Genomic DNA, 23,816 nt, shown 5'->3' with positions numbered 1-23,816 from the left:
TGCTTGGTTTTACACGTGTCATATCGTGGCGGGCATGGACTTCGCGATGTCTGCCAAAGGGGCCGAATACCACGCGCGGTTGACCGAGTTCATGGTCGAGCGCGTCATCCCCGCCGAGGAGTCCTACGAGAGGTACCGCCGAGAGGCCGGTCCCGACGATCACACGGTGCCGCCGGTGGTCGAGGAGTTGAAGGCCGAAGCCAAGAAGCGCGGCCTGTGGAATCTGTTCCTGCCCGCCGAATCCGGGCTCACCAACCTCGAATACGCGCCGCTAGCGGAGCTGACGGGCTGGAGCATGGAGATCGGCCCGGAGGTCACCAACTGCGCGGCCCCCGACACCGGCAACATGGAGACGCTGCATCTGTTCGCCACCGAAGAGCAGCGCAAGGAGTGGCTCGAACCGCTGCTGGCCGGCGAGATCCGCAGCGCGTTCGCGATGACCGAACCGGCGGTGGCCTCCAGCGATGCGCGCAACATCGAGACCACGATGCTGCGCGACGGGGACGACTACGTCATCAACGGCCGCAAGTGGTGGATCTCGGGTGCCGCCGATCCGCGGTGCAAGATCCTGATCGTGATGGGTCGTACCAACCCGGATGCGGCCAGTCACCAGCAGCAGTCGATGATCCTGGTGCCTGTCGACACCCCGGGGGTGTCGATCGAGCGGTCGCTGCCGGTGTTCGGCTGGCAGGACCAGCACGGCCACTGCGAGGTTTCCTTCGACAACGTGCGAGTGCCGTCGTCGAACCTGCTCGATTCCGAGGGCAGCGGGTTCGCGATCGCCCAAGCCCGGTTGGGCCCGGGCCGCATCCACCACTGCATGCGCGCGATCGGCGTGGCCGAGCGGGCGCTGGCGCTGATGATCGACCGGGTGCAGAGCCGCGTCGCGTTCGGCAAGCCGCTGGCCGAGCAGGGCGTGGTGCGGGAGCAGATTGCATTGTCGCGCAACCAGATCGATCAGACACGCATGCTGTGCCACAAGGCGGCGTGGACTATCGACCAGGTCGGCAACAAGCACAAGGACGCCCAGCTGCTGGTCGCGCAGATCAAGGCGGTGGCGCCGAAGATGGCGTGCGACGTCATCGACCGCGCGATCCAGGTGCACGGCGGGATGGGCATCTGTGACGATGTGCCGCTGGCCCGCATGTACGGCTGGCATCGAGCGATGCGGCTGTTCGACGGGCCCGACGAGGTGCACATGCGCACGATCGCCAGAGCCGAGTTGGGCAAAGAGAAGTCGGCGCTGGCCGCGGCGGCATGCCGCCCGACGGGCGTGGCGGTGACCAGCTAGTGGCTTCGGCCGGCGACGAGCTGTCGGGCGCCTGGAACTTCCGCGATGTCGCCGAGCAGACCGGCATCGTGCCCGGCCGCTTCTTCCGCGCCAGCGAGCTGTCCAAGCTCGACGACGCCGGGCGTGCCGCGTTGAGCGGGTTCGGCGTGACCGACGTCGCCGATCTGCGCACGCTGCGCGAGCTGGAGCGTCATGGTCCCGGGCTGGTGCCCGACGGGGTCGACATCCATCATCTGCCGTTCGTCGAGACGACGGCGTCTGATGACGAGGCGCCTCACGAGCACGCGTTCAAGCGGATGATGACCGAGAAGTCCGACGGTGAGTCGGTCGCCGACGCGGCGGCGCGCTACATGACCGAGGAGTACGGGCGGATCGCGAGCGCTCCGCTGGCGCAGCGGGCGGTCCGCGAGGTGGTGACGCTGCTTGGCTCGGGGCGACGCGTGTTGGCGCACTGCTTCGCGGGTAAGGATCGCACGGGCTTCACGACCGCGGTGGTGCTCGAGGCGGCAGGCGTGGGGCGCGAGGCGGTGATGGCGGACTACCTGCGCAGCAATGAGGCGGTGCCCCAGCTGCGGGAGAGCATCCTGGCGAATCTGAGGGCCCGGGCGGCGGAGTCGCCGGAGGTGCTGGATCTCGCGGAGGCCCGGCTCACGGATTCGGTGCTGGGGGTGCGCGAGCAGTACCTGGCAGCGGCGCTGGGCACGGTGGATGACCAATTCGGTTCTCTCACAGGCTATCTGGAGGCCAGCGGGCTCACGGCGGCGGATCTGCAGCGGTTGCGCACGCAGCTACAGGGCTAGTCCAGGTAGAGCGCCACCCGGTCCCAGAAGTGTTCGTCGTCGCGGCCTGCGGCGATCCCAGCGCGGGCGCGCAATTCCATGGCGCGGCGGTGGATGCGTTGCTCGGTCGTCCGAGGCATCTCGGCCGGCGCGTACTTGCCGCGGCGGACCAGCCGCACGCGGCCCCGTTCGCGCTCCCACCGCAAAGCGTCGGACACCGTCTTGGCGGGGCGGCCCGCGACGGTGAAGCCCTGGTACTCGAGCGCGTCGAGCAGGTCGGGGATGGTCTGTGGGCCGACGCGGAACAGGTGGTCGGTGATGACGGACCGCAGGCCGATTCCGCGGATTTCGTAGAGCTCGGACATGAGCGCAATCTCGCACGGCGCACCGACAGTGCACGGCATCGCGCACGAGACGGAGTTACTCGCCGGCCCACCCCGAGCGACACTGTCGGCGGATACACAGCCCCTTTAACGAGACACCGACACTGTCGCTGACACTGGGCCACCGGCATACATGCCCGTCAGACCGTCAGATACACCCCAACCGCCCACACCACCGTCGCCAACAGCGCGCGGCATCGCGCGCGAGACAGAGTCATTCGCCGGCCCACCCCGAGCGACACTGTCGGCGGATACACAGCCCCACTAACCAGACACCGACACTGTCGCTGACGCTGGGCCACCGGCACACATGCCCGTCAGACCGTCAGATACACCCCAACCGCCCACACCACTGTCCCCGACAGCGCGCGGCATCGCGCGCGAGACAGAGTCACTCGCCGGCCCACCCCGAGCGACACTGTCGGCGAATACACAGCCCCACTAACCAGACACCGACACTGTCGCTGACGCTGGGCCACCGGCACACATGCCCGTCAGACCGTCAGATACACCCCAACCGCCCACGCGACCGTCGCCAACAGCGCCCCCGTCAACTCCACGCCCACCGACAACGCCACCCCTTTGACCGCGTGCACCGTCGACGCCCACGCACGCCTCAGATCGCCCCGCGACACCAGTTCAGCGCCGAACACCCCGCCGACGAAGCCGATCACCAGCCCGACGACCGGGATCACGAAGAAGCCGACGATGCCGGCCAGCGCCCCCACCACCAATACCGACGTCCGCACCTGGGCGTCGCGCATACGCCGCGCCGGCCACACGTACTTCACAACTGCCGCCGCAGCGAAACACGCCGCCGCGATGCCGAACGTCACCCACGCGACGGCCCCGCCTTCGACGAACGCCCACACCCCGATCGCCGCGATCACCAGAATCCCGCCGGGCAGGATCGGCACCAGGATGCCCACCAGACCCACCGCGATCACCAGCCCGACCAGGACGATGCCGGCAGCGCTCACGCCCGATCAGCCCGCCATCGGGGTGTTGACCTTGTCCGCCTCGATCGTCACGATCAGCCGGGTCTCATCCGGGTTGCCGCTGAAATAGGGATACGGGATGCCCAGGTATTTCTGCGACAACTCGTCGATGTGTTCTTTGCCGCCCTCGCTGGTCATCGACGTCACGCGGCCGCGCACCTCGTAGAACCGGGAGACGTTGTCGGGGTCGGCGACGTTGACCGCGATGCGCGGATCGCGCCGCAGGTTCTTCTCCTTCTGCATCCCGCCGACGATGTTGAGCACGACGTTGGCGCCGTCGGTGGTCACCCACGTCTCGGTGAGCTGCGGTGAGCCGTCGGCCATCAGCGTGGCAACGAAACACGGGCTCGGCTTGCCGAGCAGTTCGATCAGATCATCGGGCAATGCGACGGCCATGGTCACAATCCTCTCAAGCTCCGAGTTGCTCGGCGAGATCACCGAAATCATCTGCCACGACGTCGAATTCGTCGTCAGCAGGCTTGCGCAGCGAACGCTCGGGACCGTACTCGGCAGGCCGGAACACGAAGCCCGTGCGCAGACCGGCGCCTCGGGCCGCCTGCAGGTCCGACGGGTGCGCAGCCACCATCATCAGCTCATCCGGCGCCACGTCGAGGATGTCGGCACAGCCGCGATACGTCTCCGGGTCGGGCTTGTAGTGCCGGAAGATCTCCGCCGACAGCACGCAGTCCCACGGCAGCCCTGCGTATTTGGCCATGTTCGTCAGCAGAGACACGTTGCCGTTGGACAGCGTGGTGATGACGAATCGCTTCTTGAGCCGCGTCAGCCCCGCCACCGCATCCGGCCACGGATCCAACCGATGCCACGTCCGGTTCAGGTCGTCGATCTCCGCGTCGTCGACGTCGATCCCGCGGTCATTGAGCAGCTCCACGAGGCGCCCGCGATGCAGGTCGTCGATCCGGGTCCACGGCAGCTCCCCGCGGCGCACCCGATCCATCGCGGGGACGTAGCCGGCCCGCCAGTCGTCGGCGAACGCCGACCAGTCGTCGGAGATTCCATGCCGGGCGCCGAACGCCGCGAGTTCACGGGCCACGCTGGAGCGCCAGTCGACGACGGTGCCGAACACGTCGAACGCCAGCGCGCGAATCACGTTTCGAGAACCAGCTTCCCGTTGATCGCGCCGTCGGCCAGCTTCTGCAGCGCCTCCGCCCCGTTCGAGAGCGGAAACCGCACCGGCTCAGGGGGTCTCAGGCCCTGCGCCACCAGCTCGGCCAAGCCGGCACCGACCTCGGCCTGGGCGCTCGGGGTGCGTCTGACGAATTCGCCCCAGCCGACCCCGACCACGCTGACATTGCGCAGCAACAGCCGGTTCACCTTGACCGTCGGGATGCCGCCGGCCGCGAAACCGATCACCAGCAGCCGACCCTCGGTGGCCAGCGCTCGGACGGCGTCGTCGAAGGCGGACCCACCGATCGGGTCCACCACGACGTCGACTCCGCGGCCGCCGGTGTGCTCCTTGACCGCATCCAGCCATCCGTCGGTCAGCGGCAGAACGACGTCGGCACCGAGGGATTCGACGAACTCCACCGCCGACGGACGGTGCACCATCGCGACCACGCGAGCGCCAAGACCTTTCGCGATCTGCACCGCCGCGGTTCCGACGCCGCCGCCCGAGCCGAGCACCAGCACCGTTTCCCCGGCGCGCAGCGCCGCGCGACGCTGCAGCGCGAAATACATCGTGTAGTAATTGCCCAGCAGGGCCGCCGCGGCCGCGTCGTCCACGTCGGGCGGTGTGGGCACCACGCTGCCCGGGTCGACGGCCACCTGCTCGGCGTACCCGCCGAGCATCGTGAAGGCCGAGACCCGTTGTCCGACAGTCAGAGACGAACCCGCCGGCGCGGACCGCACCGTGCCTGCGACCTCCATGCCCGGCACGAACGGCGGATCCAGCCGCAGCTGGTACTCACCGCGCAGCAGCAGAAGATCCGGGAAGCACACCCCGGCCGCACGTACGTCGAGCACCACCTGCCCGTTGCCCGCGGGGTCTGGCATGTCCGTGTAGGACAACCCCGCGGGCCCGGACAACTCCTGCGCGACAAGCGCTTTCATGCAGTGCTCAGCCGAGGTTGAACGACGCGCGTTCGGCCGCGGACAGATCGGTGATCTCGCCCCACTTGCCCGCGACGTCGTCGACCGACGGCACCTCGGTGAACGTGACACCCTTGTTCTGGAACAGTGCCACCCGCTGGACCTTGCCGCCACCGACGATGAACACCGACGCGGTGTCGGGCACCTCCTCGGTGCACAGGTAGGCCACCACCGGGGCGACGTACTCGGGCGTCAGCTTCTCGAAGACCTCGGGCGGCAGGATGTCCTGCGTCATCCGGGTGGCCGCGATCGGGGCGATCGCATTGGTCTTGATGTTGTACTTTGCGCCTTCCTGGGCCAGCGTGTTGATCATGCCGACGAGGCCGAGCTTGGCAGCGCCGTAGTTGGCCTGGCCGAAGTTGCCGAACAGTCCGCTGGTCGAGGTCGCGACGACGACGCGGCCGAATCCGTTCTCCCGGAAGTGCGGCCACGCGGCCCGGACGACGTTGTAGCCGCCGTACAGGTGCACCTTCAGCACGGCGTCCCAGTTCGCGAACTCCATCTTGTGGAAGGTGCCGTCGCGCAGGATGCCCGCGTTGCTGACCACGCCGTCGACCTTGCCGAACTCGTCGACCGCGGTCTTGATGATGTTGGCCGCACCCTCGGGCTCGGCGACGGAGTCGTAGTTGGCGACCGCGCGCCCACCGGCGTCGGTGATCTCCTTGACGACCTCGTCGGCCATGTTGTGGCCGGCGCCGGTGCCGTCGCGTGCGCCACCGAGGTCGTTGACGACCACGCTGGCGCCTTCGCGGGCCAACGTCAGCGCGTATTCGCGGCCGAGACCGCCTCCGGCGCCGGTGACCACGACGACGCGATCCTGCACTCCTGGCATGTCTATCCCCTTTCAGAACAACCGACGGGCGAGCTTCCAAGCCTTCTCTGTATACGGGGGATAGATGAAGCCGCCGACGTCGGGTCGGGTCGTCTTGGTCATCACCGTCTTGCGGTGGCTGAACGTCTCGAACCCGTACTTGCCGTGATAGGCGCCCATACCGGACGGGCCGACGCCGCCGAACGGCAGCTTGTGGGTGGCGAAGTGGAACAGCAGGTGGTTGATCACCATGCCGCCGGCGGCGACGTCACGGATCACGCGCTCCCGCACGGCTTTGGTCTTGGTGAACAGATACGCCGCCAGCGGCTTGGGCCGCGCATTGACGAAAGTGATTGCCTCGTCCAGGGATCTGACGGTGACCACGGGCAGGATCGGACCGAAGATCTCGTCGGTCATCAGCGGCTCGGCGGGGTCGGGATCGACGACGACCGTCGGCTGGATCCTGATGTCGGCGGCACTCGAGCCGCCGCCCACCGCCACGGTGCCCTTGGTGGCCGCCAGTGCGTTGACCAGCCGGTTGAAGTGGCGCTCGTTGACGATGCGCTTGCCGCCGGGGTTACCGGCCTCGAACTCGTCGACGGCCGCGCGCAGTTTGTCGACCAGCTGGTCGCGGATGGACGCCTCGGCGAGCACGTAGTCCGGTGCGATGCAGATCTGCCCGGAGTTGATCAGCTTGGTCCAGGCGATGCGCTTGGCGGCGACGTCGATGTCGGCGTCGGCCGACACGATCACCGGGCTCTTGCCGCCGAGTTCGAGCGTCACCGGGGTCAGGTGCGCGGCCGCGCTCTCGTACACCTTGCGGCCGATCTCGGTGCCGCCGGTGAACAGCAGGTAATCGAAGCCCTGCTCGATGAGCTCCTGGCTGACCACACCGTCGCCCTCGATGACCGCGATCGCGTCGTTGTCGAGGTATCGCGGCACCAGCTCGGCCATCAGCGCCGACGACGCCGGTGCGATCTCCGACGGCTTGAGCACCACCGTGTTGCCGGCCGCGATGGCGCCGACGGCGGGGCCCAGTGTCAGCGCGAACGGGAAGTTCCATGCGCCGATGATCAGCACGGTGCCGTACGGCTCGTACTCGACCCAGCCGCGGCCGGGCAGCTGGGAGAACTCCAGCATCCGGTAGCGACGCTTCATCCACTTACCGACGCTCTTGGCGGCCGACGCAGCCTCACCGGCGGTGCTGGCAACGTCGGCCAGCCACGCCTCGAACGGCTTGCGGTCCAGGTCTTTGGCCAACGCGTCGGCGATCGCCGCTTCGTTCTCGGTCATCAACCGTTCGAGCGCTTGCAGCTGCTGTTTGCGCCATTCGACGCTGCGGGTGCGGCCGGAGGCGAAGGTGTCGCGGAGCCGGCGGACGGTGGCCGCGATGTCGGGGGTGTCGGCGCCCAGGTCGACGGGCACGGCGGAATCGGTGGTCATGAAGGGTCTCCTTGGTCTGACCGGCGAGTACCCCGAATCGTAGCCAACCATCCAGTTGGTGAACAGGCCGCTCAGAGTCGCTCTGCGGTGGTGAACGTCGAGAACGACTCGTTGTCACTGTCCTCGAGTTCCACATATCGGTTCAGTCGCCGCATCTCGTCCTGCGACGGGATCGCGTGTGCGCGCCAGCCGTGCGCGCCGAGCCAGTCGGCGACCTCGGCCCGGTCCGGGTCCTCGTAGGTGAGCTCGCTGATGTCCATCGGCTGCACGTCGAACTGGGCGGTGATCTTGGCGAACCGCTCGCGCATCCGCTCGCGGCGGTCGTCGGCGTGGACACCCATGGATTCCGCGGCGACGCGGCTGCCCGGGGCGCTCAGCTCGGTCACACGCTCGAACAGCAGATCCTGCGCCTCGGACGGCAGATACATCAGGAGACCCTCGGCCAACCACGCCGTGGGCTGGGCGGGATCGAAGCCGGCGCTGCGCAATGCGGCGGGCCAGTCCTGCCGCAGATCGATCGGCACGGCACGGCGGTCGGCGCTCGGCTCGACCTGGTGCGCGGCCAACGTCTTCGCTTTGTAGTCGAGCACTTTGGGCTGGTCGAGTTCGTAGACGGCGGTGCCGCTCGGCCACGGCAGCCGGAAGGCGCGCGAGTCGAGGCCGGAGGCCAGGATCACCACCTGACGGATGCCGGCGTCGACGGCCTCGGTGAAGAAGGCGTCGAAGAAGTGGGTGCGCACCGCCTGGTAGTTGTTCATGTTCTCGAACATCGCCGCGACCTCCGGGTCGGATGCGGCCACCGTGTCGAGGAATCCGTCGTCGAGCATCAGCTCCCACACCCCGGTGCCGGCGTCGGCGATCAGGATCTTGGCGTAGGGATCTCGGATGAGGGCGTCGTCGCGGCGGCTCTCCGCCGCCCGGGCGGCGGCGACCATGACGGCGGTGCTGCCGACGCTGGTGCTGATGTCCCACGTGTCGTCGTCAGTGCGCGCTGAGCTCATACTTCGGCAGTCTATCTATCGACTGCACGCCGGTTCTAGGAACCGAGATGCCACAGCTTGTTGGCGAGCAGGAGCTCGAGCTTGTGGACGACGGCGCCGAGCGCCGCCCGGTCCCCGACGAATCCCGCGTAGAAGCCCATGCCCCACAGCACCGCGACCAGCATCTCGACCAGGTGGTCGACGTCGGTGTCGGAGCTGAGCTCCCCCCGAGCGATCGCGTCGCCGACCGCCCACGCGACGAACGAGCGCGAGTTCTTCAGCGGATCGTGGTCGTCGCTGACCAGCTCGGGATGACGCTGGGTCTCCAACACCGAGGTGACCAGGAACGCCGCCGCGGAGCGATCCTCGGTGTCGACCTGCGTGGTGGCCGCGAGAAAGGCCGCCAGCCGGTCGACCAGGCCGGTGCGTTCGCGGGCGCGAGACACTCCGGTGCTGACGATCGTCGCGTTGGTCTGCTCGACGACTTCGCCCCACAACACACGCTTGCTGGCAAAGTAGTGATTGATGGCTGGTCGGGTCAGATCGGCCCGGACGGCGATCGCCTGGAACGTCGCGGCGTCGTATCCGAGCTCGCTGAACACCTCGCGCGCAGCCAGCAGAATGCGCTCCCGCGTCTCGGCGGCCTTCGCCGCGGGGGGACGACCTGGGCCTCTACTCGCCGTGTAAGGCACCCCGAAATTGTGCCACACGTCACCGGCAGTACCGGCACGCCGTCGTTTTCAGCCCCGCAGGGCCGATTCGAGCAAACTACGGACCACATTCTCCGGGTCACGGCGGTCATGTACCCGCGAGTCGATTTAGAGTTTGAACATGGGGGCAACGGGGTCACGGGAATTGTTTTTTCAGGCGGGGTTCGACGTGCTGGCCGAATCCGGGTACGGCGGGCTGAAGCTGGCATCGGTGTGCAATCGGCTCGGCGTCACCAGCGGGTCGTTCTACCACCACTTCGCCAGCTGGTCGGAGTACACGCGTCAGCTCGTCACGGACTGGCGGGACAGGATGACGGTCCGCGTCGAAGAGGTGGGCGACGATCCCGATCCGCGGCGCCGGCTGAACCGGTTGATCGAGGGCGGGTTGACGCTGCCGCACGGCGCGGAGGCGGCGATCCGCGTCTGGGGGTCGATCGATCCGCTCGTGCGCGACACTCAGGCCGCGGTGGACCGGCACCGTTTCGACGCGGTGTTCGAGTCGGCTTTGCAAGTATTGGGGCACAGACGGCAGGCTGAGCTGTTCGCATCGTGGTCGATCTACCTGCTCGTCGGGTACGAGCAGGCGCTTCTGCCGCGCGACCCGGAGGGATTGGAGTGGCTGGTGACCCAATTGCTCGAGAGTTTGGATGCCGGGCGGTTCGCGTCGGTGCCCGACAGTGACTGAAACGGCCGGCAGCGAGGTCGAGGAGGCGCCCGTCGAACACGTCGTGGCGATGCTGCGGGAGCGTCTCTACGGGGCCATCTCGTGTCTCGCCACGCTGGTGGTCCTGACGCGCTACACCGAAGACGACACCAGCGGCTGGGCCCGGATGCTCGATGTCGCGGTGACCATGGGTGGGTTGTGGGCGGCCAGCCTGTTGGCCGACTGGGTCGCTCACCTGGCCGTGCACGAGCAGGCGCCGCACGGTATGGAGCGCTGGCGGATCCTGCAGGCGTCGGGGCAGATCCTGCAGGCCGCGGCGCTGCCCCTGGCGGCGCTGGCGACCGCCGGATTCGGGCTTCTCGACACCGACACCGCCATGTGGGTCGCGAAATGGATCCTCGTCGGCGAGCTCGGGTTGATCGCGTTGCTGGCGGTACGCCGCACCCGGTTGCCCTGGTGGCAGCAAATCCTCACCGTCGCCACCCTGGTCGCGGTCGGCCTGCTCGTCATCGCCGTCAAGGTGCTCGCGCATTGACGACTGCGCCGACGCTCGACGTACGCGCCCGCATCGTTCGCCGGATGCATCAGCGCGATCCGGACAACGATGCGCTGCGCCGGGCTGTGCGGGCGGCGACGGTGGTGCCGATCGCCGCGGGTACGAGCTTCCTGATCGGCGGCGGGAACCCGCAGACGGCGCTGTTCACGCTGTTCGGTTCTGTCGCACTGCTGGTGTTCTCCGATTTCCCGGGCAATCGGCAGAACCGTGCCGTGGCCTATGCGGGCCTGGGCCTCAACGGGTTCGTGCTGATCACGCTGGGCACGCTGATCGCGCCGTATCCGTGGCCCGCGGTGGCGCTGATGTTCGCCCTCGGTGTGGCGGTGACGTTCTCGGGGGTGTTGAGCGAGACGGTCGCGGCCGGGCAGCGGGCCACGCTGCTGACGTTCGTGTTGCCGGCCTGCACGCCGCCCGGGCCGATCGGTGAGCGGCTGGCGGGCTGGGCGATCGCCCTGGCCGTCTGCGTGCCCGCGGCTCTGTTCGTCCTGCCGCCGCGCCATCACGGGCAGTTGCGGAGGCGCGCCGCGCGGGCGTGCCACACGCTGGCCGACCGGATCGAGGGCACGGCGAGCCCGGGCGATGTGCGCCGCGCGATGGACCGGCTGCGGGAGACGTTCCTGGGGGCCGATTTTCGGCCGGTCGGACTGACTGCGGGCAGCAGGGCGTTGGTCCGGGTGGTCGACGACCTCGAGTGGGTGTCCGATCGGGTGGGGCAGGACCCCGGGGTGACGCTGCGCGACCAGAAAGCGGTGGTGCATGTGCTGCGGTGCGCCGCGGCCGTGCTGCGGATCTCGCGCCGGCCCGCCAGGGACGTGGCTCGCATGGAGTTGGACGCAGCGCTCGAGGTGCTGCGCACCACCGCGCGGGGTCGCTGGCGGGAGGACCTCGACGAGATCCTCAGCGCTTCCGACGACGACTGCGCCGTCGAGTTGGGCCGTGCGTTGTTGCGTCGGCGCACCATCGCCGCCACGATCGGCGCGACGGGGCGCATCATCGCGGCCGCCGCGGCGGCGGACGCGCGCCCGGTGTGGGCCCGCGCTCTCGGGCTACGACTGCCGCCGACCGGTGCGTCGGACCGGCTGCTCCCGGAAGCCGCGGCGGCTGCGCAGATCACCTCGGGTTTCCTCGCCAATCGCGCGGTGGCGGTACGCAACAGCGTCAGGACGGGCCTCGGGTTGGCCATCGCGGTGGCTGTCACGCACATCTTCCCCGTCGAGCACGGTTTCTGGGTGGTGCTGGGGGCACTGTCGGTGTTGCGCAGCAGCGCTCTGTCCACCGGGACACGGGTCTGGCGGGCGGTGACGGGGACGGCGATCGGGTTCTTGCTCGGCGCCCTGCTGATCGGTCTGGTCGGGGTGGATCCAGTCGTGCTGTGGGTGCTGATGCCGCTCGCGGTGTTCGGCTCGGCCTACGTTCCCGAGATCGCCTCGTTCACCGCCGCGCAGGCCGCGTTCACGATGATGGTGCTGATCTTCTTCAACCTGATCGTGCCCACGGGGTGGCAGGTCGGGCTGATCCGGGTAGAGGACGTGATCGTCGGCGCGCTGGTCGGAGTCGTCGTGTCGGTTTTGCTGTGGCCGCGGGGGGCGTCGGCGTCGGTGACCCGGGCGATCGATTCGGCGCGGGCGATTTTCGCCGGCTACCTGTGGGCGGCCGTGCTGCGCATCACCCGCGGCGCGTTCGAGGAACGCAACGACGAGGTGGCCACGCTGAGCCATCGCGCGCTGGCGGCGTCTCGAGTCATCGATGATGCTGTGCGCCAATATCTTTCGGAGGGCGGTGGCGACTCAGATTTCCGGGCGCCGGTGGTGCGGTCGTTCCACCGGGCGATCCGGCTGCGCGCCGCGGCCGATCTGATCGCCGACATTCCGACGCCGCCGCCGCTCGCGGCCTACCCGGCGGTGCGCGAGGTCGTGGAGTCGCATGCCGAGGCGATCCGCGATCGAGTGATCGGCGGCACGGCCAGCTCGCCGCCACCGGTCAGCGACGACTTCGTGCGGGCTCTGCGCGCCGAGACGCGCGAGAAGGCCGCGGACAACGATCTCGGCATCTCGGCGGCGCTCCCGTTGCTCACCGTCGCCGCCCTGCTGGGCGAACTGGAGCTGATCTACCCCGCGTCAGCGGATTGACCGATGCGGCATCAGCGCGTTCGGCGGGATGGTCCCGAACCGGCCGGCGTTGAAGTCCTCGACCGCCGTGATGAGTTCGGACTTCGAGTTCATCACGAAGGGGCCGTACTGGAACACCGGTTCCCGCAGCGGGCGGCCGCCGAGCAGCAGCACCTCCAGCGCGGGGCGATGCGCCTCCTGGGTCGGCGCGGCTGACACGGTGATGCGGTCGCCGGGGCCGAGGACCGCCAGCTGCCCCTGTTCGATCGGGTGGTCGACGGGACCGACGGACCCGCGGCCGGAGAGCACGTAGACGAGGGCGTTGAAGTCGCGGTTCCACGGCACGTCGAGCCGGGCGCCGGGCTGAACGGTGGCGTGCGCCAACGTGATCGGGGTGTGGGTGGCTCCGGGGCCGGCGTGCCCGCCGACGTCGCCGGCGATCACGCGGACCAGCGCACCGCCGTCCTCGGAGGCGACCAGACCGACCTGCGGGCCCTCGATGGACTGGTACTTGGGGGCTGCGAACTTGTCGCTGCGTGGCAGGTTCACCCACAGCTGGATGCCATGGAAGAGGCCGCCGCTCTCGACCAGTTCGGCCGGTGGGGTCTCGATGTGCAGGATGCCGGAGCCCGCGGTCATCCACTGGGTGGCGCCGTCGGTGATCATGCCGCCGCCCCCGTGCGAGTCCTGGTGGGCGAAGCGGCCGTCGATCATGTAGGTCACGGTCTCGAAGCCGCGGTGGGGGTGCCAGTCGGTGCCGCGGGGTTCGCCGGGCTGGTACTCCACCTCCCCCATCTGGTCCATGTGGACGAACGGGTCGAGGTCGCGGGCGTTGACGCCGGCGAAGGCGCGGACGACGGGAAAGCCCTCCCCCTCGTAGCCGCGAGGGCCGGTGGTCACCGAGCGCACGGGTCGTTCGATATCGGCGGGCGTCGGCCCGGACAACCGGGGCAGAGTCAGGGTGTCGGCTGTGATTGCGGGCATGCTCTCCTCAACCGGACCGTAGTCCGATTCATTCCGTGGAACCTAGCCCAGCACCTCGAGCGCGGCGGCCCGCGCCTCGGCGGCACTGGCGGTGGCCAGCACGGCGTCGGCGGCGTCACGGCACTGCTCGAGCGTCACCTGTGCGAGTTTCGCCCCCACACCCTGCACTGCGGCGGCCGCTGCGGACAGGGACGTCACGCCCAGGCCGGTGAGCACACACGCGAGCAGCGGGTCGGCCGCGGCCTCGCCGCACACTCCGACCGGCTTGCCCGCGGCCGCTCCGGCGCGCACGGCCATCGCCACCAAGGCCACGACGGCGGGCTGCCACGGGTCGGTGAGAGTGGCCAGATCGGCGGACATCCGGTCGGCGGCCATCGTGTACTGCGCGAGGTCATTGGTGCCGATCGACAGGAAGTCGACGTGTTCGAGGATGCGGTCGGCCAGCAATGCTGCGGCCGGCACCTCGATCATGACGCCGGGGGTGAGACCGCGGCTGCGCACCTGCTCGGCGAAGTTCTGCGCCTCCAAGGCGGTCGCGATCATCGGCGCCATCACCCAGGGCTGCTGGCCGGTGCGCTCGGCGGCGGCGGCGATCGCGTCGAGCTGGTTGGCGAGCAGGCCGGGGTTGTTCTCGGCGATCCGGATGCCGCGCACGCCGAGCGCCGGGTTGGCCTCGTCGGGGTGGCCGGCGAACTTCAGCGGCTTGTCCGAGCCGGCGTCGAGCGTGCGGATCACCACCTTGTGGCCGGCGAACGCCTCGAGCACCTCGCCGTAGATCTGCGCCTGCTCGTCGACGGTGGGCTCAGCATCGGTGTTCAGGAAGCACAGTTCGGTACGGAACAAACCCACACCCTCGGCCGGGGTCTCGCGTGCGGCGCGGGCAGCAGCACCGTCCTGCACGTTGGCCAGCACCGCGACCTGATGGCCGTCGGCCGTCGCGCCCGGTCCCGTCCACCCGGCGGCCGCGGCGGCCACGCGTGCGGCGTCGTCCACGGCGGCTAGCGCCTCCGCCTCGTCGGGGGTCACGGTCACGGTGCCCCGGGTGCCGTCGACCAGCACGGTCGCGCCCGCGGGCACGTCGTCCAGCCCGGCGACCGCGACGACGCAGGGAATGCCCAACTGCCGGGCGATGATCGCGGTGTGGCTGGTGGGCCCGCCCAGCGTGGTGGCGAGCGCGACGATCAGTGAGGGATCGAGCCCGGCCGTGTCGGCGGGGGCGAGGTCCTCGGCGCATAGCACCGACGGCTCGTCGGGCAGCGGCACACCCGGTTCGGGCAGTCCGTCGAGCTCGGCGATCACCCGGTCGCGGATGTCGCGCAGGTCGGTCACCCGCTCGGCCATCAGGCCACCCAGCTTGGTGAACATGTCGACGAACTGGTCGATCGCCCCGGTCACCGCGCGGACTGCGGGCGCGCCGTCGGAGATGCGTTTCTCGGCGGCGCCGAGCCAGCCGCGGTCCTGCGCGAGGGTCGCCGTCGCGGCGAGGACTTCTGACGCCGCCCCGGTCGCGTGCGCAGCGCGCTCGCGCAGTCGGGTGGCTACGGTCGCGGCGGCCGCGCCAAAGCGTTCCTTCTCGGCGGGCCGGTCGGCCTCCGCGATGTCGGGCAGGGCGCCGACGTCGACCTTGGGCAGCGTGCCCGGGCGGATCACCGGTGCGTAGGCGACCCCGGTCACGACGGGGACCCCGTGCAGAACAGTGCCGGATGCGGTCGAGTCGGTGACCTGTGAGCTAGACAGAGACGTCGCAGTCATGTGAACCAGGTTACAACAAACCGTTGACAAGTCAACACGTTCAAGAGTAAAACCAAACATATCAACAACGAATCGCACATATCCCCACACAAACGGAGCTCCATGTACCCCGAAGAGCGTCAGCAGGCGATCGCCTCGCTGGTGATGGCCAAAGGCCGCGCCTCGGTGACCGAGCTCGCCGCGGCCTACGACGTCACCACCGAGACGGTGCGCCGCGACCTCGCGGTCCTGGACAAGGCGGGCATCGTGCGACGGGTGCACGGCGGCGCCGTGCCGGTGCGGGCGCTGCACCTCGTCGAGCCCGGCGTCGGCGAGCGCGACGTCACCCGCTCCGAATACAAGGATGCGATCGCCGCGGCGGCAGCCGAGTTCTTCCCGCTCAGCGGCGCGACCGTGCTCCTCGACGCGGGCACCACCACCATGCGGATCGCCGCGCACCTACCCACCGACCGCGAACTCGTCGTCGTCACCAACTCCGTGCCGATCGCCGCGCGCCTGGCCACCATGCCCACGGTGTCGCTGCAGCTGCTGGGCGGACGGGTACGCGGGGTCACCCAGGCCGCCGTCGGCGAGCAGACGCTGCGGGTGCTCGACACCCTGCGGGTGGACATCGCGTTCATCGGCACCAACGCCATCAGCGTGCGGCACGGGCTGTCCACTCCCGACAGCGACGAGGCCGCCGTCAAGCGCGCCATGGTGCGGGCCGCCAATTACGTTGTCGTCGCCGCGGATTCGTCCAAGGTGGGTCGGGAGGACTTCGTCAGCTTCGCACCCATCACCAGTGTCGACACCCTCATCACGGACCCGGAGATCAGCGCCACCGACCGGTCCGCGCTGACCGATCAGGGCATCGAAATCGTCTGCGCAGGAGACCAGCTGTGATCGTCACCGTCACCCCGAATCCGAGTATCGACCGCACGGCGTCGCTGCCGTCGCCGCTGACCCGCGGTGCGGTGCACCGGGTCACCTCGGTGACCGATCAGGCCGGCGGCAAGGGCGTCAACGTCGCCCGGGCGCTGACGCTCGCCGGCCTCGACGCCCTCGCCGTCCTGCCCGCAGCCACCAATGACCCGTTGATCACCGCACTGCAGGCCGCGGCGGTGTCCTTCCGTGTGGTGACCTCTGCCGAGCCCGCGCGGACGAATCTGACGATCACCGAACCCGACGGCACCACCACCAAGATCAACGAACCGGGCGCGACGCTCGACGCGGCGACGGTGACGGCGCTGACCGATGCGGTGCTGGCCGCCGCCGACGGCGCCGACTGGGTGGTGATGTCCGGTTCGCTGCCGCCGGGGATGCCGACGTCCTGGTACGGCGACGTCGTGGCGATGCTCGCCTCGTACCGCTGCCGAGTCGCCGTCGACACGTCTGACGCGCCCCTGGGCGCCCTCGTCGAGTCACTCGAGCGCGGCGCCCCCGACCTGATCAAGCCCAACGCCGAGGAACTGGCCGGCGTGCTGGGCCTCTCCCCCGAGCTTCTCGAAGAGGCCGTCGCACAGGGTGATCCGGAGCCGGTCGTGGCCGCCGCACGCCAACTCGTCGACCGCGGGGTGGGCGCAGTGCTCGCCACGCTGGGCGCAGAAGGTGCCGTGCTGGTCGACGCCAACGGCGCCTGGATGGCGACCCCGCCGCCGATCGTGCCGCGCAGCACCGTCGGCGCCGGCGACTCCTCGCTGGCCGGCTACATCCGCGCCGAAGTCGGTGGCGCCGTCTCCCCGCAACGGCTACAGATGGCCGTCGCCTACGGCAGCGCCGCCGCGGCGCTGCCCGGAACCACCCTGCCCTCGCCCGCCGAGATCGACCTGGCTGCCGTACACGTCGCGCCGATCTCTCCGATTCCCGCCACCCAGTAACACTCGACGACGAAAGTAGTCATCATGTCCAGCTCCACCACTGCACCGCCGATCATCACCTCCGATCTGGTTCTCCTCGACGTCGCCGTCGACGGTGACAAGCAAGCCGTCATCGAGCGGATGGCCGGCGCCCTCGGCGCGGCCGGTCGCGCAAACGACACCGACGGGCTCGTCGGTGCCGCGATGGCCCGCGAGCAGCAGTCGGCCACCGGCCTGCCGGGCGGCATCGCGATCCCGCACTGCCGCTCGCCTTACGTCGACACCCCCACCATCGGGTTCGCCCGGCTCAGTCCCGCAGTGGATTTCGGCGCCCCCGACGGCCCCGCCGATCTGGCGTTCCTCATCGCCGCGCCGGATTCCGGCGGCCAGGAGCACATGAAGCTGCTGTCGAGCCTGGCGCGGGCGCTGGTGCGCAAGGACTTCGTCGAATCGCTGCGCAACGCGTCCTCGGCCGACGAGGTCGTGAGCCTGGTCAACGCGGTGGTGAACCCGGCACCGGCCGCTCCGGTCGCTCCGGCTGCCGCTGCTCCCGCCGCTGCGCCCGCTGAGAAGCCGGCCACCAAGACGCTGATCGCCATCACCGCCTGCCCGACCGGCATCGCCCACACCTACATGGCCGCCGATGCGCTGGCCGCGGCGGCCAAAGAGGCCGGCGTCACGATGGTCGTCGAGACGCAGGGGTCGTCCGGCAGCACCCCGGTGCCCGCGGAGACGATCGCCAAGGCCGACGCCGTCATCTTCGCCACCGACGTGGGCGTCAAGGATCGCGGTCGCTTCGCCGGCAAGCCGGTGATTGCCTCCGGGGTCAAGCGTGCGATCAACGAGCCGGCCAAGATGGTCGCCGAAGCCGTTGCCGCAGCGGATGATCCGAACGCGCCGCGGGTTGAGGGGTCCGCGGCGACGGCATCGGCAGGGTCCGCACCCGGCGGCAACGTCGGGTGGGGAACCCGTACTCGGCAGATCCTGCTGACCGGTGTGAGCTACATGATCCCGTTCGTCGCCGCGGGCGGTCTGCTGATCGCGCTGGGCTTCCTGTTCGCCGGGTACGAGATCGCGAACAAGCCCGAGGGTGAGACGCAGTCGCTGGGCAACATCATCGCGCTCAACAACTCACTGACCAACCTGCCCAGCGGTGGCTTCGCCCAATACCTGGGCGCGATTCTGTTCAGCCTCGGCGGCCTGGCGTTCAGCTTCCTCATTCCCGCCTTGGCCGGCTACATCGCCTTCGCCATCGCCGACCGGCCCGGCCTCGCGCCCGGCTTCACCGCGGGTGCGCTCGCCGGCTTTGTCGGCGGCGGTTTCATCGGCGGCATCGTCGGCGGTGTGATCGCCGGGTTCGCCGCGCTGTGGATCAGCAATATCAAGGTGCCGCAATGGTTCCGCGGGCTGATGCCGGTCGTCATCACACCACTCGGCGCGTCGCTGGTGGTCGGTCTCATCATGTTCTTCCTCGTCGGCCGTCCGCTGGCCCTGATCAACACCGGCCTGACCAACTGGCTCAGCAGCATGTCCGGCACCTCGGCGATCCTGCTCGGCGTGATCCTCGGCCTGATGATGTGCTTCGACCTCGGCGGCCCGGTGAACAAGGCGGCCTACGCGTTCGCCACCGCCGGACTCGCCGCCTCGACCACCGCGTCGATCCAGATCATGGCCGCCGTGATGGCCGCCGGCATGGTGCCGCCGCTCGCCATGGCGCTGGCCACCACGATCCGGCCCGGGCTGTTCAGTGAGCCCGAGCGCGAGAACGGCCGCGCCGCATGGCTTCTCGGTGCGTCGTTCATCTCCGAGGGCGCCATCCCGTTCGCCGCGGCCGACCCGCTGCGGGTCATCCCGTCGATGATGTTCGGCGGCGCCATCACCGGCGCGCTGTCCATGGCGTTCGGAGCGACGTCGCGGGCACCCCACGGCGGCATCTTCGTGCTGTTCGCGATCGACAACAAGCTGGGCTTCGTCATCGCCCTGCTGGCCGGCACCGTCGCGGCCGCGATCGCCGTCATCGCGGCCAAGCAGTTCCTCAAGCCCAGTGCGGCGAAAGCCGAGCGCGAGCTCGTCGCCGCCTGACCATTACCGTCCACTCACCACCCACCGAAAGAGGAGAGTTCATGCCCACCAAGACCGTCATCGTCGGCTCGTCCATCGGACTGCACGCCCGACCCGCGGCGATCATCGCCGAGGCCGTGGTCAACGCCGGTGTACCCGTCACGCTCTCGGTCGACGGCGGTGAGCCGGTGGACGCCGGCTCGGCGCTGATGATCATGACCCTCGGCGCGGGCAACGGCGCGCAGGTCACCGTCGCCTCCGACGACGAGGCCGCGGTGAACACGATCGCCGAACTGGTGCAGAAGGACCTCGACGCGTAAGGGGCGCCACGCGCCAAAAGAAAGCGGAACGACCTCCCTCCGCGGGACCTTAGGCTTGCCCATGTGCCCGCACCGCAGACCTCTGACGTGACCTTTTGCGCCGCGATCGAGGCGGCGCTATGTTTGCTGACATCGGTACGTACCGTGCCGGTCAGCGAACAGGGAGCGGGGGGTGACCAGTAGTGCGGCGACTGTCTTCTCTGTTTGCTGCACTACTGCTGGTCGTTCTGCTGGCACCGCCCACCGCACAGGCCATCGAACCGCCGATCATCGATCCAGCCGCGATCCCTCCTGATGAGACCGGTCCTGATCAGCCGATGGAGCAGCGCCGGGTGTGTGCTGCGCCCACAGTCTTTCCCAATTCGAACTTCGCTGACCGGCCGTGGGCCAGCGACTACCTGCGGCTGGCCGACGCGCAGCGGTTCGCAACGGGAGCCGGGATAACTGTTGCTGTGATCGACACCGGGGTCAACGGGTCGCCGCGGGTCCCCGCCGAGCCGGGCGGCGACTTCGTCGATCAGGCCGGCAACGGCATGTCCGACTGTGACGCGCACGGCACTCTGACCGCAGCAGTGATCGCCGGTCGGCCCGCCCCCACCGACGCCTTCGTCGGCGTCGCTCCCGACGCCCGCATCCTGTCGCTGCGGCAGACCTCCGACAGCTTCCAGCCGGTCGGCACGCGGACCGACCCCAACGATCCCAACGCGACACAGACCGCGGGGTCGCTGCGCAGTCTGGCCCGCGCGATCGTGCATGCGGCCAACCTCGGCGCACAGGTGATCAACATCAGCGAGGCCGCTTCCTGCAGACGACGAAGCGCACCATTCGTCCGCCGATGTCCCGGCGCCACCACCGGCAGTCGAGCGTGCGGTCCGGCCGGCTCAGAACGTCCGCCATGGCCGCCACCTCGGGATGCGGATCGCCGAAGGCGGTCAGGATGCCTTGGGCAGTGAGGTCACGGGTGACCTGCTCGGCGACGATGCGACGCTGGTCTTCGTACGGGATGTTGGGCCGAATCCCCAGCGCCAGAGGGAAATCCACCAGGTGGAGCAGATCCGCGATGACGAGCATCCCGTCGATGGTCACCTCGACGCCGACGACGTCGTCGTAGTGGGTGGGCTCGGCGTCGCCGAAGAGCGGACTGGCCATCACTGCAGCCGTCGGCTCGATGCGTGGTCGGTGGCCTCGTAGCGGTGGGCCGCACCCACCAGGTGGTCACGCAGCGATCCCGCCTGCGCACTGATGTCTGCGACCGCGTCGGCACGCGCCTGCTGCACCGCCCGCAACGCCGCGACGGTGGCCGATGCGATCGGCCCGTGAGACGCCAGGACGGGGACGTCACCGTCGAGCGCGCGGCAGCCGGCGGCGACAACCTCCGTCGCGACCCGGTGCTGGACGGCTGCGAGGTCGCGAAGGTGCGTGGGCGTCACTGCGAGGTGTCCGTGCGACATGACCGATTCGTCTCCTGCTGTCGTCACTGCGGTGGGCGGGTGGGTGCCGGAGCCGGTGGTGGACTGGGTGCCCGTTCCGGCGAAGCGGCTGGCTCGGGCACCGCGGCGCGCACCGGGTCGGCGGGTTGGGGATCGTCCGCGGCGGGCGGATCGTCCCGGTCTGTATCGGGTTCGTCCTTTTGGGTGTCGCGGACGTCCTTCTCGGCGTTCGGTACATCCATCTGCGGCGCGGACGCCTGCGTGGCGAGCGACGGGAGCTGACCGGCGGCCGTGACCACTCCACTCAGTACCGCGGCCAACGGGGCCACCGCGGCGCCGATCATCCCGCCGACCGCGCCGAACGCCGACGTCAGACCCGACATCGGGTCGCCCTGCATCGGTGGCTGCTCGGCGGCGGTGGTCGGAGCGGGAGCCGGGCACATCGACGGCGCAGGCGGCGTGACCGGCGCCGGCGAGGGTGCGTCGAGGACGGGATGGGAACCCGTCGGCTTGTCGGCGGGCGCAACGCCTGCCGCATCGTCGGGGGGCAGGTCTTCGGCGGGTGCGTCCTCGTCGACCGGTTCTGTCGCGTCGACGATCGACGCGTAATCCTCCGCGATGCGGCGCAGCAGGTGGGCGTTGTCCGCGGTCTCGGCCGCGAGGTGGTGCAGCTCGGTCCCGCACACGCCGACCGCCGCGACCACGGCGGCCAACTCGATGGACGACGTCATCGCGGTCCCGACACCGGGGATCGTCGCGAGCGAGCCCGTGACGCGGCGCAGTGACGAGAGCTGCAGGGCCTGATCGTCCAATGTCTCGCGGCGGCGGATGATCTGGTTGGCCTCGCGGTCGATGACGGTGTGCACGTCTCGATCGAGCACTGCCAGAGTCTCGGTCGCACCGGCGAGGCGGCGGGCGGCCGCGGCGTACGACCGAGCGCCAGACCCTTCCCACTCTTCTCGCGGGTAGGCGTCAGCAATGCTCTGGACAGCGGCGAGAAAGCCGGTCGCGCCGTGCGCGAAGGCCTCCCCTGCATCGGGACGGCCGTGTCCCGTCGTCGAGCGCATTTCAGCGATCACACGCTGCCCGGCGCCGAGCACGTCGGTCGCGCCGAGCGCTCCGCAGGCGCCATCGCCGACTTTGCCGAGTGCACCGGCAACATCGGACACATCCATGCTCGACCACCCCTTCCCCCGGGCAGCCTACCAGCGCTTCACCCCCTGCCCGGACACTAATTTTCCACATCGTCGACCCGTCGGCGGCCGGGAAGAACCGGGCCGACCTGGCACAACACCCTGGCAAGGGTCTGGAGTCACACCCAGACCCCGCTCCGGCGGACAGGGCTGCTCACCCGCATCGCAACTCTCGAGAGCACCGGCGGCCGACGGTTGAACACTTCTTTGCTCGCGCGGCTGACCCGTACTCTGAGCCGCGGACCATATCGAGGAGGAGACCCGCCGTGACCGACCGCGACGAGGTGGTGCGCAGGGAACCGGATCGACCCGACGACACCCCGCCGACTGCCCAGCCGCCCGTGTTCGGGTCGCAGCCTCCGGCTGACGGGGCCACCGGACCGGTGCCGCGACTGCGGCCGCCCACCTGGCCGCCGCAGGGTCCGCCGCCGCCCTCGTGGCCGGCCGGTCCGCCCGACCCCGACACGACGGTGCTGCCCATGCAACCGAGTTCGTACGCCGAGCGGATCCGTCCCGCCGATCTGGTGCCGGCACGCAAGAGCGTCCCGGCGCGGGGGTGGCGACGGGTGCTGTACAAAGCCACCTTCGGCGCCGTCAACCTGGGCCCGTCACCCGCCGAGCGACATGTCGCGGCCCTCGAAGCAGCTATCCGCGCACCGCTGCGGGGACACTTCAAAGTCGGAGTGCTCGGCAAGGGCGGCGTCGGGAAGACCACCGTCTCGGCCTGCATCGGTTCGGTGTTCGCCGAACTCCGCCAGGACGATCGTGTGGTGGCCGTCGACGCCGACACCGCCTTCGGGAAGCTGGGCAGCCGTGTCGATCCCCGCGTGCAGGGCTCGTTCTGGGAGCTGGCCACCGATCGGCACCTCGACTCCTTCGCCGACGTCCGCAACCGTGTCGGCAGCAACGCCGCGGGGTTGTTCGTGCTCGCCGGCGAAGCGACCCCGGCACGGCGCCGCGTGCTCGATCCCCCGCTGTATCGCGAGGCGGTGGCAAGGCTCGACCGGTACTTCACGATCGCCGTCGTCGACTGCAGCTCGACGATGGACGCTCCGGTCACCCAGGAGGCGATGCGTGATCTGGACGCGCTCGTCGTGGTGTCCTCCCCCTGGGTCGACGGCGCCGCCGCGGCGGGTCAGACCCTGGACTGGCTGGCCGCCCACGGGATGACCAGTCTGCTGCAGCGCACCATCGTGGTACTCAACGACTCCGACGGTCACGCCAGCAAGAGAACGAGAACGATTCTCGCGCAACAGTTCTCAGGGCACGGCCAGCGAGTGGTGGAAGTCCCCTTCGACGGCAATCTGCGGCCGGGCGGAATCATCGACGGCACCGGCGACATGTCCCCCGCAGCCCGGGTCAAGTTCGTCGAGATCTGCGCAGCGCTTGCCGCTCACTTCCCCCCGCGCTGA

Annotated in this window: 23 protein-coding genes and 2 pseudogenes; 11 read left to right on the top strand and 14 right to left on the bottom strand. The window is 69.5% G+C overall.

The genetic code is table 11. The annotated features are described in order from the left end of the window. Positions 1 to 34: 34 nt before the first annotated feature. Both ACZ50N_RS00530 and ACZ50N_RS00525 read left to right on the top strand, forming a co-directional pair. A complete protein-coding gene (locus ACZ50N_RS00530) occupies positions 35 to 1,291 on the top strand; it encodes an acyl-CoA dehydrogenase family protein (RefSeq protein WP_464474320.1) in 1,257 nt (418 codons plus the stop codon). After that, complete coding sequence (locus ACZ50N_RS00525) at positions 1,291 to 2,091, top strand: tyrosine-protein phosphatase (protein ID WP_464474319.1); 801 nt, start codon at positions 1,291 to 1,293, stop codon at positions 2,089 to 2,091. Before ACZ50N_RS00530 ends, ACZ50N_RS00525 begins: the two co-directional genes overlap by 1 nt. Here ACZ50N_RS00525 and ACZ50N_RS00520 read toward each other — a convergent pair. The 9 genes from ACZ50N_RS00520 to ACZ50N_RS00480 all read right to left on the bottom strand — a co-directional run bounded on the left by ACZ50N_RS00520 (position 2,088) and on the right by ACZ50N_RS00480 (position 9,483). Continuing rightward, the gene (locus ACZ50N_RS00520) at positions 2,088 to 2,435 is read right to left on the bottom strand and encodes a hypothetical protein (RefSeq protein WP_046364295.1); all 348 of its coding nucleotides are present in this window, start codon (positions 2,433 to 2,435) and stop codon (positions 2,088 to 2,090) included. The genes ACZ50N_RS00525 and ACZ50N_RS00520 overlap by 4 nt on opposite strands. Positions 2,436 to 2,947: 512 nt before the next feature. Next, positions 2,948 to 3,433 carry a DUF456 domain-containing protein gene (locus ACZ50N_RS00515; RefSeq protein ID WP_046364284.1) on the bottom strand — a complete coding sequence of 162 codons (486 nt, stop codon included), beginning with the start codon at positions 3,431 to 3,433 and terminating at the stop codon, positions 2,948 to 2,950. Positions 3,434 to 3,439: 6 nt separating this feature from the next. Then, the gene (locus ACZ50N_RS00510; RefSeq protein WP_048425083.1) at positions 3,440 to 3,847 is read right to left on the bottom strand and encodes a PPOX class F420-dependent oxidoreductase; all 408 of its coding nucleotides are present in this window, start codon (positions 3,845 to 3,847) and stop codon (positions 3,440 to 3,442) included. A gap of 13 nt (positions 3,848 to 3,860) precedes the next feature. After that, complete coding sequence (locus ACZ50N_RS00505) at positions 3,861 to 4,559, bottom strand: haloacid dehalogenase type II (RefSeq protein WP_464474318.1); 699 nt, start codon at positions 4,557 to 4,559, stop codon at positions 3,861 to 3,863. After that, complete coding sequence (locus ACZ50N_RS00500; RefSeq protein ID WP_464474317.1) at positions 4,556 to 5,518, bottom strand: NADPH:quinone oxidoreductase family protein; 963 nt, start codon at positions 5,516 to 5,518, stop codon at positions 4,556 to 4,558. Before ACZ50N_RS00500 ends, ACZ50N_RS00505 begins: the two co-directional genes overlap by 4 nt. A 7-nt stretch (positions 5,519 to 5,525) precedes the next feature. Next, the gene (locus ACZ50N_RS00495) at positions 5,526 to 6,389 is read right to left on the bottom strand and encodes an SDR family NAD(P)-dependent oxidoreductase (RefSeq protein ID WP_046364287.1); all 864 of its coding nucleotides are present in this window, start codon (positions 6,387 to 6,389) and stop codon (positions 5,526 to 5,528) included. A gap of 12 nt (positions 6,390 to 6,401) precedes the next feature. Next, a complete protein-coding gene (locus ACZ50N_RS00490) occupies positions 6,402 to 7,811 on the bottom strand; it encodes an aldehyde dehydrogenase family protein (RefSeq protein ID WP_464474316.1) in 1,410 nt (469 codons plus the stop codon). Positions 7,812 to 7,882: 71 nt separating this feature from the next. Then, positions 7,883 to 8,812 carry a class I SAM-dependent methyltransferase gene (locus ACZ50N_RS00485; RefSeq protein WP_464474315.1) on the bottom strand — a complete coding sequence of 310 codons (930 nt, stop codon included), beginning with the start codon at positions 8,810 to 8,812 and terminating at the stop codon, positions 7,883 to 7,885. Between the two features lie 35 nt (positions 8,813 to 8,847). After that, the gene (locus ACZ50N_RS00480; protein ID WP_048425082.1) at positions 8,848 to 9,483 is read right to left on the bottom strand and encodes a TetR/AcrR family transcriptional regulator; all 636 of its coding nucleotides are present in this window, start codon (positions 9,481 to 9,483) and stop codon (positions 8,848 to 8,850) included. A 139-nt stretch (positions 9,484 to 9,622) separates the two neighbouring features. Between ACZ50N_RS00480 and ACZ50N_RS00475 the strand changes: the two genes are divergently transcribed. From ACZ50N_RS00475 to ACZ50N_RS00465, 3 genes are read left to right on the top strand one after another with little or no spacing between them, the layout of a single operon-like run. Further along, entirely contained in the window at positions 9,623 to 10,186 is a 564-nt protein-coding gene (locus ACZ50N_RS00475) for a TetR/AcrR family transcriptional regulator (protein WP_464474314.1), read from the top strand. Between the two features lie 49 nt (positions 10,187 to 10,235). Then, a complete protein-coding gene (locus tag ACZ50N_RS00470; protein WP_240431116.1) occupies positions 10,236 to 10,700 on the top strand; it encodes a hypothetical protein in 465 nt (154 codons plus the stop codon). Positions 10,701 to 10,744: 44 nt separating this feature from the next. Then, on the top strand, positions 10,745 to 12,850 hold the full coding sequence (locus ACZ50N_RS00465) for an FUSC family protein (RefSeq protein ID WP_464475739.1): 2,106 nt from the start codon (positions 10,745 to 10,747) through the stop codon (positions 12,848 to 12,850). Here ACZ50N_RS00465 and ACZ50N_RS00460 read toward each other — a convergent pair. Continuing rightward, positions 12,839 to 13,813: a pirin family protein gene (locus ACZ50N_RS00460; RefSeq protein ID WP_464474313.1), complete on the bottom strand. Its 975-nt coding sequence runs from the start codon at positions 13,811 to 13,813 to the stop codon at positions 12,839 to 12,841. The genes ACZ50N_RS00465 and ACZ50N_RS00460 overlap by 12 nt on opposite strands. 42 nt (positions 13,814 to 13,855) lie before the next feature. Further along, entirely contained in the window at positions 13,856 to 15,625 is a 1,770-nt protein-coding gene (gene ptsP, locus ACZ50N_RS00455) for a phosphoenolpyruvate--protein phosphotransferase (protein WP_464474312.1), read from the bottom strand. A 42-nt stretch (positions 15,626 to 15,667) separates the two neighbouring features. On the opposite strand from ptsP, the gene ACZ50N_RS00450 reads away from it, so the two are divergent. The 5 genes and pseudogenes from ACZ50N_RS00450 to ACZ50N_RS00430 all read left to right on the top strand — a co-directional run. Beyond that, positions 15,668 to 16,447: a DeoR/GlpR family DNA-binding transcription regulator gene (locus ACZ50N_RS00450; RefSeq protein WP_046364645.1), complete on the top strand. Its 780-nt coding sequence runs from the start codon at positions 15,668 to 15,670 to the stop codon at positions 16,445 to 16,447. Then, complete coding sequence (locus ACZ50N_RS00445; protein ID WP_048424890.1) at positions 16,444 to 17,421, top strand: 1-phosphofructokinase family hexose kinase; 978 nt, start codon at positions 16,444 to 16,446, stop codon at positions 17,419 to 17,421. The genes ACZ50N_RS00450 and ACZ50N_RS00445 overlap by 4 nt, the downstream gene beginning before the upstream one ends. A 24-nt stretch (positions 17,422 to 17,445) precedes the next feature. Next, positions 17,446 to 19,482: a PTS fructose transporter subunit IIABC gene (locus tag ACZ50N_RS00440; protein WP_464474311.1), complete on the top strand. Its 2,037-nt coding sequence runs from the start codon at positions 17,446 to 17,448 to the stop codon at positions 19,480 to 19,482. A 41-nt stretch (positions 19,483 to 19,523) separates the two neighbouring features. Further along, the gene (locus tag ACZ50N_RS00435; protein WP_046364643.1) at positions 19,524 to 19,781 is read left to right on the top strand and encodes an HPr family phosphocarrier protein; all 258 of its coding nucleotides are present in this window, start codon (positions 19,524 to 19,526) and stop codon (positions 19,779 to 19,781) included. Positions 19,782 to 19,963: 182 nt separating this feature from the next. Next, positions 19,964 to 20,588 (top strand): annotated as a pseudogene (locus ACZ50N_RS00430) (S8 family serine peptidase); the annotation flags it as partial. On the opposite strand, the pseudogene ACZ50N_RS00425 reads toward ACZ50N_RS00430, so the two are convergent. The 3 genes and pseudogenes from ACZ50N_RS00425 to ACZ50N_RS00415 form a co-directional block, all read right to left on the bottom strand. Beyond that, positions 20,571 to 20,930: pseudogene (locus ACZ50N_RS00425) on the bottom strand (ESX secretion-associated protein EspG); the annotation flags it as partial. The pseudogenes ACZ50N_RS00430 and ACZ50N_RS00425 sit on opposite strands and share 18 nt — an antisense overlap. Then, positions 20,930 to 21,211 carry a type VII secretion target gene (locus ACZ50N_RS00420; RefSeq protein ID WP_464474310.1) on the bottom strand — a complete coding sequence of 94 codons (282 nt, stop codon included), beginning with the start codon at positions 21,209 to 21,211 and terminating at the stop codon, positions 20,930 to 20,932. The pseudogene ACZ50N_RS00425 and the gene ACZ50N_RS00420, both read right to left, overlap by 1 nt. A gap of 44 nt (positions 21,212 to 21,255) precedes the next feature. After that, complete coding sequence (locus ACZ50N_RS00415; RefSeq protein WP_464474309.1) at positions 21,256 to 22,386, bottom strand: EspA/EspE family type VII secretion system effector; 1,131 nt, start codon at positions 22,384 to 22,386, stop codon at positions 21,256 to 21,258. A 284-nt stretch (positions 22,387 to 22,670) separates the two neighbouring features. On the opposite strand from ACZ50N_RS00415, the gene ACZ50N_RS00410 reads away from it, so the two are divergent. After that, entirely contained in the window at positions 22,671 to 23,816 is a 1,146-nt protein-coding gene (locus ACZ50N_RS00410) for a MinD/ParA family ATP-binding protein (RefSeq protein WP_464474308.1), read from the top strand.

The sequence above is a fragment of the Mycolicibacterium obuense genome, from assembly GCF_055397605.1.
Note: the sequence above shows the minus strand (reverse complement) of the source record. Positions and strands in the feature narration are given on the sequence as shown.